This window comes from Pseudomonas putida, from assembly GCF_025905425.1.
GTDB classification, from domain to species: domain Bacteria; phylum Pseudomonadota; class Gammaproteobacteria; order Pseudomonadales; family Pseudomonadaceae; genus Aquipseudomonas; species Aquipseudomonas putida_AF.
Genome location: NZ_CP109603.1, coordinates 1092318 through 1110407 on the forward strand (window position 1 = coordinate 1092318; position 18090 = coordinate 1110407).

17 protein-coding genes and 1 tRNA gene are annotated in these 18090 nt (G+C 62.0%); 13 read left to right on the forward strand and 5 right to left on the reverse strand.

Annotated features, from left to right (window positions below; genetic code table 11):
• Positions 1–63: 63 nt before the first annotated feature.
• Complete coding sequence (locus OGV19_RS04950; protein WP_264312387.1) at positions 64–1263, forward strand: ATP-binding protein; 1200 nt, start codon at positions 64–66, stop codon at positions 1261–1263.
• Between the two features lie 98 nt (positions 1264–1361).
• Entirely contained in the window at positions 1362–2804 is a 1443-nt protein-coding gene (locus OGV19_RS04955) for a SulP family inorganic anion transporter (protein WP_264312388.1), read from the forward strand.
• 100 nt (positions 2805–2904) lie between these two features.
• On the opposite strand, the gene fusA is transcribed toward OGV19_RS04955, so the two are convergent.
• Complete coding sequence (fusA, locus tag OGV19_RS04960; RefSeq protein ID WP_264312389.1) at positions 2905–5016, reverse strand: elongation factor G; 2112 nt, start codon at positions 5014–5016, stop codon at positions 2905–2907.
• 73 nt (positions 5017–5089) lie between these two features.
• Positions 5090–5515, reverse strand: coding sequence for a hypothetical protein (locus tag OGV19_RS04965; RefSeq protein WP_264312390.1), 426 nt, complete (start codon positions 5513–5515; stop codon positions 5090–5092).
• 173 nt (positions 5516–5688) lie between these two features.
• On the opposite strand from OGV19_RS04965, the gene OGV19_RS04970 reads away from it, so the two are divergent.
• Positions 5689–5991 (forward strand): hypothetical protein, encoded by a 303-nt coding sequence (locus tag OGV19_RS04970; protein WP_027592804.1) that lies wholly within the window; start codon positions 5689–5691, stop codon positions 5989–5991.
• Between the two features lie 3 nt (positions 5992–5994).
• On the opposite strand, the gene OGV19_RS04975 is transcribed toward OGV19_RS04970, so the two are convergent.
• Together OGV19_RS04975 and gcvA are read right to left on the reverse strand one after the other, a co-directional pair.
• Complete coding sequence (locus OGV19_RS04975; protein WP_264312391.1) at positions 5995–7239, reverse strand: 2-aminoadipate transaminase; 1245 nt, start codon at positions 7237–7239, stop codon at positions 5995–5997.
• Between the two features lie 221 nt (positions 7240–7460).
• Entirely contained in the window at positions 7461–8357 is an 897-nt protein-coding gene (gene gcvA / locus OGV19_RS04980) for a transcriptional regulator GcvA (RefSeq protein WP_264312392.1), read from the reverse strand.
• Between the two features lie 256 nt (positions 8358–8613).
• Here gcvA and OGV19_RS04985 point away from each other — a divergent pair, with 256 nt between their 5' ends.
• The 3 genes from OGV19_RS04985 to OGV19_RS04995 all read left to right on the forward strand — a co-directional run bounded on the left by OGV19_RS04985 (position 8614) and on the right by OGV19_RS04995 (position 11484).
• Complete coding sequence (locus OGV19_RS04985; RefSeq protein WP_264312393.1) at positions 8614–9996, forward strand: amino acid permease; 1383 nt, start codon at positions 8614–8616, stop codon at positions 9994–9996.
• Between the two features lie 207 nt (positions 9997–10203).
• Positions 10204–10701, forward strand: a complete 498-nt coding sequence (locus OGV19_RS04990) for a PaaI family thioesterase (protein ID WP_264312394.1) — start codon at positions 10204–10206, stop codon at positions 10699–10701.
• An 87-nt stretch (positions 10702–10788) separates the two neighbouring features.
• Positions 10789–11484: a glutathione S-transferase N-terminal domain-containing protein gene (locus OGV19_RS04995; protein WP_264312395.1), complete on the forward strand. Its 696-nt coding sequence runs from the start codon at positions 10789–10791 to the stop codon at positions 11482–11484.
• Positions 11485–11543: 59 nt separating this feature from the next.
• On the opposite strand, the gene OGV19_RS05000 is transcribed toward OGV19_RS04995, so the two are convergent.
• Positions 11544–13160 carry an inorganic phosphate transporter gene (locus OGV19_RS05000; protein ID WP_264312396.1) on the reverse strand — a complete coding sequence of 539 codons (1617 nt, stop codon included), beginning with the start codon at positions 13158–13160 and terminating at the stop codon, positions 11544–11546.
• A 128-nt stretch (positions 13161–13288) separates the two neighbouring features.
• Between OGV19_RS05000 and OGV19_RS05005 the strand changes: the two genes are divergently transcribed.
• From OGV19_RS05005 to OGV19_RS05035, 7 genes are all read left to right on the forward strand, one after another.
• Positions 13289–13675 carry a DUF488 domain-containing protein gene (locus OGV19_RS05005; RefSeq protein WP_264312397.1) on the forward strand — a complete coding sequence of 129 codons (387 nt, stop codon included), beginning with the start codon at positions 13289–13291 and terminating at the stop codon, positions 13673–13675.
• Positions 13676–13694: 19 nt separating this feature from the next.
• On the forward strand, positions 13695–14120 hold the full coding sequence (locus tag OGV19_RS05010; protein ID WP_264312398.1) for a GNAT family N-acetyltransferase: 426 nt from the start codon (positions 13695–13697) through the stop codon (positions 14118–14120).
• Between the two features lie 121 nt (positions 14121–14241).
• Positions 14242–14631 carry a helix-turn-helix domain-containing protein gene (locus OGV19_RS05015; RefSeq protein WP_264312399.1) on the forward strand — a complete coding sequence of 130 codons (390 nt, stop codon included), beginning with the start codon at positions 14242–14244 and terminating at the stop codon, positions 14629–14631.
• A gap of 63 nt (positions 14632–14694) precedes the next feature.
• A complete protein-coding gene (gene uvrY, locus OGV19_RS05020) occupies positions 14695–15333 on the forward strand; it encodes a response regulator transcription factor GacA (protein WP_027916239.1) in 639 nt (212 codons plus the stop codon).
• 5 nt (positions 15334–15338) lie between these two features.
• Positions 15339–17162 carry an excinuclease ABC subunit UvrC gene (gene uvrC / locus OGV19_RS05025; protein WP_264312400.1) on the forward strand — a complete coding sequence of 608 codons (1824 nt, stop codon included), beginning with the start codon at positions 15339–15341 and terminating at the stop codon, positions 17160–17162.
• Between the two features lie 33 nt (positions 17163–17195).
• The gene (gene pgsA / locus OGV19_RS05030; protein WP_264312401.1) at positions 17196–17756 is read left to right on the forward strand and encodes a CDP-diacylglycerol--glycerol-3-phosphate 3-phosphatidyltransferase; all 561 of its coding nucleotides are present in this window, start codon (positions 17196–17198) and stop codon (positions 17754–17756) included.
• A gap of 63 nt (positions 17757–17819) precedes the next feature.
• Positions 17820–17895 (forward strand) — tRNA-Gly (locus tag OGV19_RS05035).
• Positions 17896–18090 lie beyond the last annotated feature (195 nt).

Below are 18090 nucleotides of genomic sequence, written 5' to 3' on the forward strand. Positions count from 1 at the left end.
TTTATCCTGGATTTATCTGATAGGCTATAAATTATAGTAGCGAAGATAATTGAGGATAATGCCATGAGCCCAACCCGCCCCATCTTCCGCCGTGAGCAGCTGGCAAATGCGCTGGCGCGGGACCTTGCTGGCGAGTCGTTCATCGATTACAGCTCTGGCATGTTTCTCGCCGCGCCCCGGCGCACCGGTAAAAGCACATTCCTCAACAATGACTTGATCCCCGAATGCGTGCAGCGTGGCTGGCTACCGGTCTATGTCGACCTATGGTCCGATCGGGACGCCGACCCGGCTGAGTTGATCAGTGGTGCCATCGGTACCGCCCTGGCCGGTTTTGAAAGCACCTTGGCCAAGACCGCGAAGAAGGCTGGTATCGACAAGATCAACCTGTTGCGTACGCTGAGCTGGGATTTCACTCGCCCACAGTTGCCTGCCGGCACCACCTTGGCCCAGGCGCTTGCGGTGCTGCATCAGGTGTCCGGGCAAATGGTGGTGCTGATCGTCGATGAAGCCCAGCATGCCCTCAATAGCTCAGGTGGGCTCAGCGCCATGTTCGCCCTCAAGGCAGCGCGCGACCACCTGAACCGCGGCGATCGCCCGGACGGGCTGCGGCTAGTGTTCACTGGGTCCAGCCGCGACAAGCTGGCCAACCTGGTGCTCAAGAGCAAGCAGCCGTTCTATGGCGCCAGCATTACCCCGTTTCCCTTGCTGGGGAAGGACTTTGTCGAATTCGTTACCGGCCTTTGGAATCAGCGGCTGGCCGCTGACAACCAGTTCAAGGCGCACGACTTGGAGTACGCCTTTGAGCGGGTCGGGCGGCGGCCAGAAATGCTGGGCAAACTGCTCACCGAGGTGAGTGTGGGGCTGGGCGAGGCGGGCAACCTGGGTGAGTTGCTGCGCACCGGCGCGCTGAACCACCAGGCCGGGGTCTGGAGTGACTACGAAAGCGCCTGGAACGAGCTTTCGCCCTTGCAGCAGGGGGTGCTGGCGGTGATGGCCGAACGTACGCTCGCCAATCAGCCTTTTTCACCCTTCACCGGCCAGACCCTCGTGGAGGTGAATCGCAAGCTTGAGCAGGCTCAGGCTCAGGCTCAGGCTCAGGCTCAGGCTGATGCCAATGCCACGACTGCGAACGTGCAGAAAGCCTTGGACGCCCTGCGCGACAAGGAACTGGTGTGGAAGGCCAACCGAGGCGAATACGCACTGGAAGACGTGTCGATGGCCGAATGGTTAACACGTGAACGGGGCGACGAAGGCAACGGCTGAACCTTCACTTTTGAGCGGTGGCCGCTGGCAGACAAATTCCGTAACATCGCGCCCCTCGATTGCCAGCCCGTCCGCCTGGACCGCCTCACAGGAACTTCATGAAACCCGTACGACTGCGCGCCGACCTGCTCGCCGGCCTGACCACTTCGTTCGCCCTGGTGCCCGAGTGCATCGCCTTTGCCCTGGTGGCACACCTCAACCCGCTGATGGGCCTGTATGGCGCCTTCATCATCTGTACCCTGACCGCACTGTTCGGCGGCCGGCCGGGCATGATCTCTGGCGCTGCCGGATCGATGGCGGTGGTGATCGTCGCGCTGGTGGTGCAGCACGGTGTGCAGTACTTGCTGGCCACGGTGCTGCTGGGCGGGGTGGTAATGATCCTGTTTGGCGCACTGCGCCTGGGCAAGCTGGTGCGCCTGGTGCCTTACCCGGTGATGCTGGGCTTCGTCAACGGCCTGGCGATCGTCATCGCCCTGGCCCAGTTGGAGCACTTCAAGCAGGGCGGTCAGTGGCTCAGCGGTTCGCCGCTGTACCTGATGATCGGCCTGGTGGCGCTGACCATGCTGGTGGTGTACGTGCTGCCCAAGCTGACCCGCGCCGTGCCGCCCGCGCTGGTGGCTATTCTGGGGGTGGGCCTGCTGGTGTACCTGCTGGGCCTGCCGACACGCACCCTCGGCGACATGGCGAATATCGCCGGTGGCCTGCCGCAACTGGCGCTGCCAGATGTGCCTTGGAACCTTGAGACGCTCAAGATCGTTGCCCCGTACGCGGTACTGATGGCCATGGTCGGCCTGCTGGAAACCCTGCTGACGCTCAACCTCACCGACGAGGTCACCGAAAGCCGTGGCTTCCCGGACCGTGAGTGCGTAGCCCTGGGTGCCGCCAACATGGTCTCGGGCCTGTGCGGGGGCATGGGTGGTTGCGCGATGATCGGGCAGACGGTGATCAACCTCAGCTCCAACGGCCGTGGCCGGCTATCGGGCGTGGTTGCCGGGGTGATGATCCTGTTGTTCGTGTTGTTCTTGTCGCCGCTGATCGAGCGCATTCCGCTGGCAGCCCTGGTGGGGGTAATGTTCGTGGTGGCCCAGCAGACCTTCGCCTGGGCCTCGTTGCGCGTGTTGCACAAGGTGCCGGTGAACGATGTGCTGGCGATCATTGCGGTGACCATCGTCACCGTGTTCACCGACCTGGCCGTGGCGGTGTTGTTCGGTATCGTCATCGCGGCGGTGAACTTCGCCTGGCAGCATGCCCGGGAGCTGTATGCCGACAGCCACGAGGAGGCGGGCGGCGGCAAGCGTTATCAGGTCCATGGCACGTTGTTCTTTGCCTCGGTCACGCCGTTCCTTAACCAGTTCGATGCAGCGGGCGACCCCGCCAAAGTTACCCTGGATTGCCAGCACCTGAGCGTTGTCGATTACTCGGCGATTGCGGCGCTCAAGACCTTGCGCGATCGCTATGCGAAGGCGGGCAAGCAACTGCGGGTGGTGCATCTTTCCGAGCGCTGTAAGAAGCTGCTGAAGCGGGCCGGTGAACTGCACTAAGGTTTTGCGACGCGATCCACTGTGTGAGCGGGCTTGCCCATAGATCCCCCAAGGGTTGGATTGATGTCCAACTTCTTGGGGGCAGTCCAGGTCACACAAATCACTCGCCGCGGTTCTTCTTCACGATCCCGTCAGCGATGCTGGCCGGTGCCTCGGCATAGCGGATGAATTCCATCGTATAGCTGGCGCGCCCCTGGGTCATCGAGCGCATTGAGGTGGCATAACCGAACATCTCGCCCAGCGGCACTTCGGCACGAATCACCTTGCCAGCGGGTGTCTCGTCGCCATCCTGGATCATCCCGCGGCGTCGGCTCAGGTCGCCCATGATATCGCCCTGATATTCCTCGGGGGTCACCACCTCAACCTTCATCACCGGCTCCAGCAGCACCGCCCCGCCTTTTTGCGAGAGCTGCTTGGTGGCCATGGACGCGGCAATCTTGTAGGCCATTTCGTTGGAATCAACGTCGTGGTAGGAGCCGTCGAACACCGCTGCCTTCAGGTTGATCAGTGGGTAGCCGGCGAGCACGCCATTCTTCATCTGCTCTTCGATACCCTTCTGGATGGCTGGGATGTACTCGCGGGGCACCACGCCACCAACAATCTCATTGATGAACTCCAGGCCTTCCTTGCCTTCGTCGCCCGGGGCGAAGCGAATCCAGCAGTGGCCATACTGGCCGCGCCCGCCGGATTGGCGAACGAAGCGGCCTTCGATCTCGCAGGTGTTGCGGATTTTCTCGCGATAGGCCACCTGCGGCTTGCCGATGTTGGCCTCGACGTTGAACTCGCGGCGCATGCGGTCGACGATGATGTCCAGGTGCAACTCACCCATGCCGGAGATGATCGTCTGGCCCGTTTCCTCGTCGGTGCGCACGCGGAACGACGGGTCTTCCTGGGCCAGCTTGCCCAGGGCGATGCCCATTTTTTCCTGGTCGGCCTTGGTCTTGGGTTCCACGGCCACGGAGATCACCGGGTCGGGGAAGTCCATGCGTTCGAGAATGATGGGGTGGTTGAGGTCGCACAGGGTATCGCCAGTGGTCACGTCCTTCATGCCGATCAGCGCAGCGATATCGCCGGCGCACACGTCCTTGATTTCGGCGCGCTGGTTGGCGTGCATCTGCACCATGCGGCCGATGCGTTCTTTCTTGCCCTTGACCGAATTGAGCACGGCATTGCCGGAGCTGAGCACGCCGGAATACACCCGGGCAAACGTGAGGGTGCCGACGAAGGGGTCGGTGGCGATCTTGAAGGCCAGGGCCGAGAAGGGTTCTTTGTCGTCGGCGTGGCGCTCCAGGTGTTTTTCTTCGTCGTCTGGATCGGTGCCTCTGATCGCCGGGATTTCAGAGGGGGCGGGCAGGTAGTCGATGACAGCATCGAGCATCAGCGGCACGCCCTTGTTCTTGAACGACGAGCCGAGGATGGTCGGCACGATTTCGTTGGCAATGGTGCGCTGGCGCAGGGCGGCCTTGATCTCGTCGATGCTCAGCTCTTCGCCATCGAGAAACTTCATGGTCAGTTCATCGTTGGCCTCTGCCGCAGCTTCGATCATGTGCGCGCGCCATTCGTCGGCGAGCGCCTTGAGCTCGGCGGGTATCTCTTCTTCGCGGTAGGTGGTGCCGTTGTCGGCATCGTTCCAGTAGATGGCCTTCATTTTCACCAGGTCGATCTGGCCGATGAAATGCTCTTCGCTGCCGATGGCCAGCTGGATCGGCACCGGGTGATGCCCGAGGCGCTTGTCGATCTGCTTGACCACGCGCAAAAAGTCGGCGCCCTGGCGGTCCATCTTGTTGATATAGGCCAGGCGCGGCACATGGTACTTGTTGGCCTGGCGCCACACCGTCTCGGACTGCGGCTCGACCCCGTCGGCGCCGCTGAACACCACCACTGCGCCGTCGAGCACACGCAGCGAACGTTCTACCTCGATGGTGAAATCGACGTGGCCAGGGGTATCGATAATGTTGAAGCGGTACTTGTCGGCAAACTGCTTGGTCGAGCCTTGCCAGAAGGCCGTGGTGGCTGCCGAGGTGATGGTGATGCCGCGCTCCTGTTCCTGGGCCATCCAGTCCATGGTCGCGGCGCCATCGTGCACCTCGCCCATCTTGTGATTGACACCGGTGTAGAACAGGATGCGCTCGGTGGTGGTGGTCTTGCCGGCATCCACGTGGGCGACGATGCCGATATTGCGATACAGCTCGATGGGCGTTGTACGGGCCATGGCGGACTACCTGCGGATGGGCGGATTCCCCCACGTTAGCAGACCGGAAGAATCCTGCTTTACCGCCGGGCCGTCAGTCGGCCTGGGCCTGCAGCGTCCATTGGCCGTCCACTTCACGGGCCAGGCCGCTGGCGGGCAGCAGGGCCAGCAAGCGCTCGTGCAGGGCGCTGTCGGTGAAGGTCTTGAGCTTGGTCATGTCCAACGCGCCGACCAGGTTAAGCTCTTCCTTGTGGTACGACAGCCAGGCTTTTTTCAGCACCAGCAGCACGTCGCTGCCTGCTGTGTTGGCGAAGCGGCGGTTGAGCTGGCGGCCTTCGAGGGTGAAGTTGTGCGCGTGGCTGTAGCTGCTCTGGTCGCCGCCGTCACGGCAGCGGTGGCACTGGCACGGGCCTTCGGCGAACGCGTTGCGCAGGTAGCTGTTGAAGTCCACGACGGGCTTGAGGGACAGGCGTTTGTCGACCTCGAACAGGTCGGCGATCAGGGGTTCTTCGGCGCTCACTCGGGATCCTCGTGTGGTGTGGCGTGCATCGGCGGGCACCCTAACAGATCGGGGCGGGGGAGGCCATTTTGATCTGACGATGCGGGCTGGTATGGCGCCAGTAGAGACAACAGCGAAAGGCTGCCGTACTCTACGCGCCCAAACGCCTAGACATCCTATTGAGGTAGCCCCGCTTGAGCAGCAAGTTCCCGTACACCGCCACCGTGACCATCAGCGCTGAAGACCGTGGGGGCGACATCGAGGCTTCGGAAAACCCCAGCATGCGCGTGGGCCTTGAAGCGGTGACCGAAACCCTGAAAAAGGTGCATTTCGTCGGTACGCTCGCAGCTCCCGAAAAGCCGGCCACGCACATCTGCGTCACCCTGGAAAACGGCCTGACCTACTACGGCCCGATCGTCAACGGCCACGCCGAACTCGAAGGTGGTTGGATCGCCTTCGAGTCCGACATGCTCACCCCCGAAGAACTGGGCCTGTAAGCCTCAGTTCACTTCAGCCAGGCACTGCTCGAGGATATCCAGCCCTTCTTCGAGCACCTCGGCTTCGATGGTCAGCGGCGCCAGCAGGCGAATGATGTGCCGCGCCTTGCCGCTGGGCATCAGCAGCAAACCTTTGGCCCGCGCCGCTTCCATGACCTTGGCCAAGTGAGCCGGTGCCGGGCTGCCGTCGGCATTGACGAACTCGATGCCGCGCATTGCGCCCACGCCGGTCAGGCGCCCGATGAATGGATGCTGCTTTTTCCAGCGTTCTACACGGTTGACGATGGCCTGCTCCTGGCGCTCACCCCAGGTGGCGACGTTCTCATCGGTCATCTGCGCCAAGCTTGCCAGCGCCGCCGCGCAGGCAATCGGGTTGCCCGAGTAGGTCCCGCCCAGGCCGCCCTTGGGCAGTGCAGCCATCAAGTCCTTGCGGCCGACCACTGCACCCAGTGGCATACCGCCAGCGATGCTTTTGGCCAGCAGCAGCAGGTCTGGCTCGATGCCCAGGCGAGGGAAGGCAAAGCGCTGACCGGTACGGCCAAAGCCTGACTGGATCTCGTCGATGATGATCAGAATCCCACGTTCGTCACAGAAGCGGCGCAGCGCCTGGGCGAATTCCGGGTCGAGGGCGAGGAAACCACCTTCGCCCTGGACCGGTTCGAGGATGAACGCCGCCACGTCTTCAACCGCCAGCTCGACGCTGAACAGCCGGTCCATGGCCTTGAGTGCCTGTTCGCAGGTAACGCCGGTATCGGCGCTGGGGTAGGGCAGGTGGTAGACCGGGCCAGGCAACTCGCCGACCCGTTGCTTGTACGGAGCGACCTTGCCGTTGAGGTTCAGGGTAGCCAGGGTACGGCCATGGAAGCCGCCGTCGAAGGCGATGATGGCGCGCTTGCCGGTAGCGCCACGGGCCACCTTCAGGGCGTTTTCCGCCGCTTCCGCGCCGCTGTTGGTCAGCATGCCGGCCAATGGGTAGCTGACCGGGACGAACTGGCTGAGGCGCTCCATCAGCTCAAGGTACGGGCCATGGGGCGCGGCGTTGAAGGCATAGTGGGTCAGGCGGGCGGCCTGGGCCTGTATGGCCTCTACCACGGCGGGGTTGCAATGCCCCAGGTTGAGTACGCCGATACCGCCGACGAAGTCGATGTAACGTTTGCCGTCCGTGTCCCAGACTTCCGCATTCTTGCCATGGGAAAGTGTGATTGGGTGAACGATGGCAATGGACTGGCTGATACTTTCCTGATTCATGGGGCACGCGGACCTTGTTCGAGTTTCTTATTATCGAAGCGTGCCGGCGGGTTATTCCGCAAACGAATTATTCGATTGCGGTCATTCCCTGGATTCGTGATCTGACTGAATTTGTGTTGACCGCACTGGCCTTTTCGCGGGCAAGCCCGCTCCCACAGGTTAACTGCTAGCCGTCGGCTGTGGGAGCGGGCTTGCCCGCGAAGAGGCCAGTGCAGGCAATCTCAATCCCCCTCGGCCACCCGTTCGCGAATCCACTGCACGAAGGCCCTGATCTTCGGCACCTCCGCCGCATGCTCGGCATGGGCGATGAAGTGCCGGCCATTGCTCGGCACCGGGTGGTCCCAAGCCACCACCAGCTTGCCTTCGTTCAGCTCTTCCGCCACCAGGTACCGCGGGATCAAGGCAATGCCACAGCCGGCAATGGCGGCCCGGATGCACAGGTAGAAGGTGTCGAAACGCGGCCCGTGGTAGCTGTTCTGGCTATGCAGCCCCAGCCCCAGAAACCATTCATGCCAGGCCTCCGGGCGCGACACGCACTGCAGCAAACGGTGCTCGGTCAGCGCCTCGGCGCTGTTGAAACGGTGGCTGGCCAGCAGCTCTGGGGCACACACTGGCACCACTTCTTCGCTGAACAGCTCGATACACGTAGCCCCAGGCCAAGTGCCCTGGCCGAAGAAGAAGGCGATGTCGGCCTTGGCCTGCACCAGGTCGAAGGGTTCCAGTTCGTTGCGGATGTCCAGATGAATGCGCGGATAGCGATCGCCAAAGCCCTTGAGCCTGGGCACCAGCCAGCGGGCGCCGAAGGTTGGCTGGGTGGCGATGCGCAGCACTTCGGTCTCGTCGCCATAGCTGAGGATGTAGCGGCTGGAAATGTCGATCTGGGTAAGGATCTTGTTTACCTCGGTCAGGTACAGCGCGCCGGCCGGGGTCAGGTGCAGGCGCCGGCGAATGCGCTGGAACAACGAGTGCGAAAGCATTTCCTCAAGCTGCGCCACCTGTTTGCTGACCGCGCTCTGGGTCAGGTGCAGCTCTTGCGCCGCGCGGGTGAAGCTTAGGTGGCGGGCAGCCGCTTCGAAGCACTGGAGGGCGGTGGTCGAGGGCATCAGGCGTTTGGACATGACAGGCGCGTACCGAGCAAAAAAGGATGAAGTTCATTCCAAATAGGAATCATGTGCTTCGAAAAGGTCGTTTGTTGACCCAGACCTATAGATTAATACTGACCTGGATCAACGATTACAACCGGTCGTGCGAAGAGGAGGGAAGTGGCCACCGCCGGCGTCTTCAAAACAACAAAAAAACCAGCATCAGAAATTGATAAGAATTCTGCTCCATTTTTTAGCCGTCCCACGACGGCGACCCATTCGAGGGTTCTCCATGGCTTCGCTAGAAAACAAGAAACAGCGCTCCTTGCAGCATGGTCTGACGTCCCGTCAGGTTTCCATGATTTCCATCGCCGGCATCATCGGCGCCGGCCTGTTCATCGGTTCCTCCAACGCCATTGCCACCGCCGGCCCGGCCATCCTCATTTCCTACGCAATGACCGGCCTGCTGGTGCTGCTGGTGATGCGCATGCTGGGCGAAATGGCCATCGCCAACCCCAACAGCGGGTCATTCTCCACCTACGCCTCCGAGGCTATTGGCCCTTGGGCAGGCTTCACCATCGGTTGGTTGTACTGGTGGTTCTGGGTGCTGATCATTCCGGTCGAGGCGATTGCCGGTGCAGACATCCTGCATGCCTACTTCCCAGGTGTGCCGTCGTGGCTGTTCGCCTTCCTGATCATGGTCGTGCTGTCGGGTACCAACTTGATCAGCGTGAAGAACTTCGGTGCCTTCGAGTACTGGTTCGCACTGGTCAAGGTCATTGCCATCATTGCCTTCATCGTCGTCTGCAGCCTGGCCGTGTTCGGCTTCTGGCCGCTGGCCGAGGTTTCGGGTGTGAGCCGGCTTTGGGACAATGGCGGCTTCATGCCTAATGGCTTTGGCACCGTCCTGGGCGGCGTGCTGATCACCATTTTCTCGTTCTTCGGCGCCGAGATCGTCACCATTGCCGCTGACGAAACGGCCAACCCGAAAGACAAGATCCGCCGCGCCACCAACCTGGTGGTGTACCGCATCGCCATCTTCTACCTGGCCTCGATCTTCCTGGTGGTGTCGCTGGTAGCTTGGAACGACCCGGCCCTGAAAGCCGTGGGCTCGTTCCAACGGGTGCTGGAAGTGCTCAACGTGCCGGGTGCCAAGCTGCTGGTTGACCTGGTGGTACTGGTGGCCGTTACCAGTTGCATGAACTCCGGCCTTTATACGGCCTCGCGCATGCTCTACTCCCTGGGCGCCCGTGGTCAGGCGCTGAGCATGACCAAGCGCATTTCCGGTTCTGGTGTGCCGACGGTGGCAGTCATCTTCTCCACCTTGGCAGGCTTTGCCGGTTGCCTCGTGAACTACGTGTTCCCCGGCAAGGTGTTCGGTTTCCTGCTGTCTACCACCGGCGCCATTGCCTTGCTGGTGTACCTGGTGATCGCCGTGTCCCAGTTGCGCATGCGGGCCCGTGCAGACCGTGAAGGTACACCGCTGGAGCTGAAGATGTGGCTGTTCCCTTATCTGACCTGGCTGGTGATCGGCACCATCGTCATGGTCCTGGGCTACATGCTGTTCAGCGATGCCTACCGCTACGAGACGCTGATGACCGCCGGGGTGACGCTGTTCATCCTGCTGGTGTCGCTGACCCAGCGTCGCAGCAAAGTGGTCGCGCAGACTGCTTGATTGTTGGGGGCGCTTCGCGCCCCATTCGCGGCACAAGGCCGCTCCCACAGGGTAACTGGCTCGTCTAAGACAGCGCAGAACCTGTGGGAGCGGCCTTGTGCCGCGATGGGCTGCAAAGCAGCCCTGGCATTCTCATTGGCGCTGACAACATGCAGCGCTACCATCGCAGCTTGCATCACTTCCCATTCCAACAAGCACAGGAAGCGTATGAACGAGCACACCCTTTCCCTCCAGCAACTCGCCGCGCCTGAGGGCACCTGCTTTGGCTGTGGCTGTTCCCACCCCAGCGGCCTGCACCTGCAAAGCCACTGGGACGCCGACGGCATTCACCTGCTGTGCCGCCACGCGCCCGACAGCACCTTCATTGGGTGGCCCGGCTTGGTCTACGGCGGTTTGCTGGCGATGCTGGTCGATTGCCATTCCAACTGGACCGCCATGGCCTACCACTACCGCAACGAAGGCCGCGAAGCGGGTAGCCTGCCGCGTATCGATTGCGTCACGGGCACACTCAACCTCAGCTACCTGAAGCCGACCCCCATGGGCGTCGAGCTGCTGCTCAAGGCACGCGTGGAAGGCGAAGTCGGGCGCAAGAGCCGGGTCATCTGCGAGGTCTGGGCGGACGATGTGCTCACCGTGACTGCCGATTCGGTGTTCGTCAGGGTTGACACCGAAAAGCTCAAGCTCAAGGCCCACGGCCAGGCATGATCCGCCCGTGCCGATGAGTGGTCGGTGATGGTCAGCCGCTTGGGATGTCACTAAAGTGACAGATTCACTCCCCAGGCAAGGTTGATCATGACCGATCTGAGCGCATTCCCCATCACCCGCAAATGGCCCGCCCAGCACCCCGAGCGCCTGCAGCTGTATTCGCTGCCCACGCCCAACGGCGTCAAAGTGTCGATCATGCTCGAAGAGATCGGCCTGGCGTACGAGCCGCACAAGGTCAGCTTCGACAACGATGACCAGTTGAGCCCCGAATTCATCTCCCTCAGCGCCAACAATAAGATCCCCGCCATCCTCGACCCGAACGGCCCCGGCGGGCAGCCGTTACCCTTGTTCGAATCGGGCGCGATCCTGCAGTACCTGGCGGAGAAGAGCGGGCAGCTGCTCAGCCAGGACCCCGCCACTCGTTATCAGACCCTGCAGTGGTTGATGTTCCAGATGGGCGGCATCGGGCCGATGTTCGGCCAGGTCGGGTTCTTCCACTTCTTTGCAGGCAAGGACTACGAAGACAAGCGCCCACGGGACCGCTACGTCAATGAATCGAAGCGCTTGCTGGGTGTGCTGGACCGGCATCTGCAAGGCCGCGCGTGGATGGTCGACGAATACAGCATCGCCGACATCGCCATTTTCCCTTGGGTGCGCAACCTTGTGGAACGCTACAACGCCCGTGAGCTGGTCGGGTTCGATGCGTTCAAGGAAGTGCAGCGCGTGCTGGCCACCTTCCTTGAGCGGCCGGCTGTGCAGCGCGGCCTGAAAATCCCAGGCTGAACAGCCAACATCAACCTTGCGGGCGCGGGTGACCCGCGCTCACAAGGCGTGCTGCGCGGTCAGAAAATCTGGCTCAGAACCCAGTACAGACCACCCGCCAGCAACATCGCCGCCGGCAAGGTCAGCACCCACGCCATCAGCAGGTTGATCAGTGTGCGCTTCTGGATGCCCGAGCCATTGGCGACCATGGTCCCGGCCACGCCCGAACTCAGCACGTGGGTCGTCGACACCGGCAGCCCGAACATGTCCGCCGCGCCGATGGTGCACATCGCCACCACCTCGGCCGATGCGCCCTGGGCGTAGCTCAGGTGGGTCTTGCCGATCTTCTCGCCCACCGTCACCACGATACGCCGCCAGCCGACCATGGTCCCCAGCCCCAGTGCGATGGCCACGGCAACCTTGACCCACAGCGGGATGTAGCGCGTGGCGTCGTCCAGTTGGGTCTTGAACAGCTGCACATGGCTGCGGGTGTCGGCATCGAACGTTACCAACTGGTTTTTCTCGATCAGGCGGATGGCTTCGCTGGTCAGGTACATGTCATTGCGCACGTTGGCCATGGCTTCGGCCGGTACGCGCTTGAGCGAGCCATAGCCTTTGACTTCTTCACCGATCATGCCGGTCAGGGCGGCGAGTGCGGGTACCAGTTGCGCAGTGGGCTTGGGGTCGGTGATGAACAGGGTCAGCACCTGGCGAGGGTCTGCCGGCACTGGTTGCGGGTCACTGCGCACCAGCGCCTGGCGTGTTACCTCGGCAACAGCCGAGAACTGCAGCGCCTGTTCGCTGGGCATGGTCTTGTTCAGCGCGTACGCCATCGGCAGCGTACCGACCAGAATCAGCATGATCAGCCCCATGCCTTTCTGGCCATCGTTGGAGCCGTGGGCAAAGGACACCCCGGTGCAGGTCAGGATCAGCACACCGCGGATCCACCAGGGTGGCGGCGTCTGGCCTTCCGGTGCCTGGTACAGCTCTTTGCGCTTGACCAGTGCGCGCAGCGCCAGCAGCAACAGCGCGGCGCAGGCAAAGCCGATCAATGGCGAAAACAGCAGGGCATAGCCCACTTTGCTTGCCTGGCCCCAATCCACCCCACTGGTGCCATCGCGCCCGTGCATCAATGCATTGGCCACCCCGACACCGATTATCGAGCCGATCAGCGTGTGCGAGGACGAGGCCGGCAGGCCCAGCCACCAAGTGCCCAGGTTCCAGATGATCGCTGCCAGCAGCAAGGCGAATACCATGGCGAAGCCGGCCGAAGAGCCGACCTGCAGAATCAGCTCTACCGGCAGCAAGGCAATGATGCCGAATGCCACCGCGCCGCTGGAGAGCAGCACCCCGAGGAAGTTGCACAAGCCCGACCAGACCACTGCCACCGGTGCAGGTAACGAATGGGTGTAAATAACCGTGGCCACGGCGTTGGCGGTGTCATGGAAGCCGTTGACGAACTCGAAGCCCAGGGCAATCAGTAGCGCCAGGCCCAGCAGCAGAAAGGGCGTGACGGTGGTGATCACCGTGCCGCTGGCGCTGACGTCCTGTTTCAGGCTCCAGGCGGTGTAGGCGAGGCCGGCCACTAGCAGGCCGAAGAACAAAACCAGGGTGGCGCGTCCGGGCTTGTGGGACAGCTGCGGGCGCGAGTCGCGTTGGGCCAGTTGCGGCTGGCTGGCCAGGGACGGGGTTGCCATGGGGGCTCCGGTTGGCGTCGGGCGAAGGTGCCGAAGGCTGTGAGCATAGAAACAATTCGTTACCAGCCCGTGACCTCGATCAATGAATTATCTAGGCTCAAGACAGACGGCAAATGCGAGAGAAGCCCATGATCCGCTGCAAACGTGTTTACCAAGCGGTCTCGGACGAAGATGGCCAACGTGTGCTGGTCGACCGCCTGTGGCCGCGCAACAAACGCAAGGATGACCTGCATGGCCAGTGGCTGCGCGAGGTGGCGCCTTCGGATGGTTTGCGTAAGGCGTTTCATCAGGGAGAGGTAGATTTCGTCGGTTTCACCCAGCGCTACCACCAGGAACTGACGGCACACCCTGAGCACTGGTACCCGCTGCTGGACTTGGCCTGCAAAGGAACGCTGACGTTGCTCTATGCCGGCAAGGACACCGAACACAACAACGCCCAGGTACTGGCCGAATGGCTGGAGGATGAGCTGGAGCGCCGTGGGCCAGGCAGTTCGCCTGTGTGCTATGCCACGTGAAGGGTGCACAATAAAAGGCATGAAACTCATAGCCGCCACCGATGCCCAGCGCAACTTCGCCCGCGACCTCACGCGCCAGGCCATGCTGCCGTACTACCGTGAATTCGACCTGTTATGGCTTGAAGAAGCCTTTGATCAAGCCTGGGCCTGGCGCGAGCAGTGGCTGGTGATGGAAGGGCAAACGGTGCTGGGCTACTGCAGCCTCAGCCAGGACCGCCAGGCACTGTTCATTCGAGAGTTGCACCTGCTGCCTGAACACCGTGGGCGCGGCATTGGCAGCCGGGTGCTGGAGGCGCTTGCCGGTTGGGCGAAGCAGCGGCGCCTGCCACTGCTGCGTTTGATGGTGTTTCGCAGTAACCCGGCTCGGTTGTTGTATCAGCGAAGGGGCTTTGTAGAAATGGGCGAGGACGCGTGCTTCGTACGTATGCAACGCGTGATCGACTGATAGCTCAATGATGGCTTGTCGCGGCAGGTGACCATGGGCATAGTGGGCTTAGGAATTTACAGCTGCTTACAGGGTGGTGGGTGGCTTTGGATGATGTTCGGGGATTAAGGAGAAGCGCCATATGAATGGATTCGGTCCGCGACTGCGGGAAGAACGTGAGCGGCTGGGGATGACCCAACGGGTTTTTGGTGACATCGGCGGGGTCGAACCCAATGCTCAGGGCAAGTACGAGAGCGGTGAACGCACGCCCCGCGCCGATTACCTGGCAGCACTGGCGGCCCAGGGCGTGGATGCGCTCTATGTGCTCAGCGGTGTGCGCACCCCAGCGCCGCTAGAAAACCTGACCCGGGATGAGGCGGAACTGCTGGGGGCCTTTAGGCAGTTGCCGGTCGCCGATCAAGCCGCGCTCTGGCACTTGCTGGGGCGTTTGTCGGGTGAGGTTAAATGCCGCGAAACAGTGAGGCCTTTCACACTTGGCCATCAGGCATATCTGACAGAAGTGTTGCGCTAGGCCCGCCATGAAAAATTTTGTTAAGGTGGCGGGATCCAATCGCCCTGTAGACGAGGTGTGTGCTTGATTAGGGTCTTAGTGGTCGATGATCACGATCTGGTACGAACCGGTATTACACGCATGCTGGCCGACATCGACGGCTTGCAGGTGGTGGGTGAGGGGGATTCGGGGGAGTCGGCGCTCAAGCTGGCCCGGGAACTTAAACCCGACGTCGTCCTGATGGATGTGAAAATGCCGGGCATCGGCGGCCTGGAGGCCACCCGCAAACTGTTGCGCAGCCATCCCGACATCAAAGTGGTCGCGGTCACCGTGTGCGAGGAAGACCCGTTCCCCACGCGCCTGTTGCAAGCGGGCGCCGCCGGTTACCTGACCAAGGGCGCCGGGCTCGACGAAATGGTCCAGGCCATTCGCCTGGCCTTTGCCGGCCAGCGCTACATCAGCCCGCAAATCGCTCAGCAGCTGGCGCTCAAGTCGTTCCAGCCACAAGGCTCGCCGTTCGACGCGTTGTCGGAGCGCGAAATCCAGATCGCCTTGATGATCGTCGGCTGCCAGAAAGTGCAGATCATCTCCGACAAGTTGTGTCTCTCGCCCAAGACCGTCAATACTTACCGTTATCGGATCTTTGAAAAACTCTCGGTCACCAGCGACGTCGAACTGACCTTGCTGGCCGTTCGCCACGGTATGGTTGACGCAAGCCTGTAAACCTCATGTCTCAAGTTTTTGATGCCAGCGCGTTCCTGGCGACCTGCAGCGGTCGCCCGGGCGTTTACCGTATGTTCGACGCCGAGGCGCGGCTGCTCTACGTGGGCAAGGCCAAGAACCTCAAGAAGCGCCTGGCCAGTTACTTCCGCAAAACCGGCCTGGCGCCGAAGACGGCTGCCCTGGTGGGCCGCATCGCCCAGGTCGAGACCACCATTACCGCCAACGAGACCGAGGCGCTGCTGCTGGAGCAGAACCTGATCAAGGAATGGCGGCCGCCGTACAACATCCTGTTGCGCGACGACAAGTCCTACCCCTACGTCTTCCTGTCTGACGGCGAGTTCCCGCGCCTGGGCATCCACCGCGGTGCGAAAAAGGCCAAGGGCCGTTATTTCGGCCCGTACCCCAGCGCGGGTGCCATTCGCGAAAGCCTCAGCCTGTTGCAAAAGGCCTTCTCGGTGCGCCAGTGCGAAGACAGCTACTACGCCAACCGCACCCGGCCCTGCCTGCAGTACCAGATCAAACGCTGCAAGGGGCCGTGTGTCGGCTTGGTGGATAAAAACGAGTACGCCGACGATATCCGCCATTCGGTGATGTTCCTCGAAGGCCGCAGCCAGCAGTTGGGTAACGAGCTCAATGCCGAAATGGAGAAGGCCGCCATGGCCCTCAATTTCGAAAAGGCCGCCGAACTGCGCGACCAGATTGCCCTGTTGCGCCGTGTGCAGGACCAGCAGTACATCGAAGGCGGTACCGGTGACGTCGACGTGATTGCCGCCTTCGTCAACCCCGGTGGCGCCTGTGTGCACCTGATCAGCGTGCGCGGCGGGCGGGTGTTGGGCAGCAAGAATTTCTTCCCGCAGGTGGGTATCGAAGAGGAAGTGGCCGAAGTCATGGCGGCGTTCCTGTCCCAGTACTACGTCGGTAATGCCGAGCGCGAATTGCCCGGCGAGCTCATCGTCAACGTGGTGCACGAAGACTTCGACGCCATCCGCGAAGCGCTGCAGACCCTGCGCGGCCGCGAGCTGACCATCACCCACCGGGTGCGCGGCACCCGTGCCCGCTGGCAGCAGTTGGCAGTCACCAACGCCGAGCAAGCGCTCAATGCTCGCCTGGCCAACCGCCAGCACATGGCCGCACGTTTCGAGGCCCTGGCCCAGGTGCTTGGCCTGGACGAAGTGCCACAGCGCCTGGAGTGCTACGACATCAGCCACTCCAGCGGCGAAGCCACCGTGGCCAGCTGCGTGGTGTTTGGCCCGGAAGGCCCGATCAAGTCCGATTACCGTCGCTTCAATATCGAGGGCGTGACCGCAGGCGACGACTACGCCGCCATGCACCAAGCCTTGACCCGCCGCTACGGGCGGATCAAGGACGGTGAGGGCAAGCTGCCCGACGTGTTGCTGGTGGACGGCGGCAAGGGCCAGTTGAACATGGCCCGCGACGTCATGCAGGAACTGGCCTTCACCGACCTGACCCTGCTCGGCGTTGCCAAGGGCGTGACCCGCAAGGCCGGTTTCGAGACCCTGTACCTCAATGACGTGCACCACGAGTTCACCCTCAAGGGCGACTCGCCGGCCCTGCACCTGATCCAGCAGATCCGCGACGAAGCCCACCGCTTCGCCATCACCGGCCACCGTGCTCGGCGTGGCAAGGCCCGGCGCGTGTCCAGCCTGGAAGACGTGGCCGGCGTCGGCCCCAAGCGCCGTCGCGACCTGCTGAAACACTTCGGCGGCCTACAAGAGCTCAACCGCGCCAGTGTCGATGAAATCGCCAAAGCCCCCGGCATTAGTAAAAAGCTTGCCGAGTCGATTTATGCCAGCCTGCATAGCGAGTAGAATGCCGGGCTCAACCCGCAGCCAGTCGTACCGATGAATATTCCAAACCTGCTCACCGTTCTACGCGTCCTGCTCATCCCGATCTTCATCCTGCTGTTCTATGTGCCCTATCACTGGAGCTACATGGCCGCCAGCAGCGTGTTCGCCGTCGCCGCCGCCACTGACTGGCTGGACGGCTACCTGGCGCGTCGCCTGCAGCAGAGCACGCCGTTCGGTGCCTTCCTGGACCCGGTGGCTGACAAGCTGATGGTCGCCGTGGCCCTGGTGCTGCTGGTGCAGGTGCACGCCAACTTCTGGCTGACCTTGCCTGCGGCAGTCATCATCGGCCGCGAGATCGTGGTGTCGGCGCTGCGTGAGTGGATGGCCGAGCTGGGGGCGAGGGCGCATGTGGCGGTGTCCAACCTTGGCAAGTGGAAGACCGCGGCGCAAATGCTGGCGCTGGTGATCCTGCTGGCCAACCCGCCGGCGGTGACGTTCTGGGTGATTCTGGGGTACGGGCTGCTGCTGGTGGCGGCAGGGCTGACGCTGTGGTCCATGGCGCATTACCTGCTGGCCGCCTGGCCACACTTGCGCGAAGGATCGGAGCAGAAATAAAACTTTTTTGAATCAAGGGGTTGACGCCGTTTTAGATATCGTTAGAATGGCACCCATCACGACGCGGGAATAGCTCAGTTGGTAGAGCACGACCTTGCCAAGGTCGGGGTCGCGAGTTCGAGTCTCGTTTCCCGCTCCAGTTATAGATCTACAGAGTTCCATGGAAGTCTGTAAGTCGTTGAAAAAAGGGCCGAAAGGCCCTTTTTTCGTTCCAGCGAAAACCTCCGAAAACCGGGGGTAGCCGGACAAAATGAGTCCAGAAATGAGTCCAGAATTGGAATTCGGCTCATTCGGTTTTTCGGTGGAGCTGCGCAGGTAACGAGACGAGCATTTG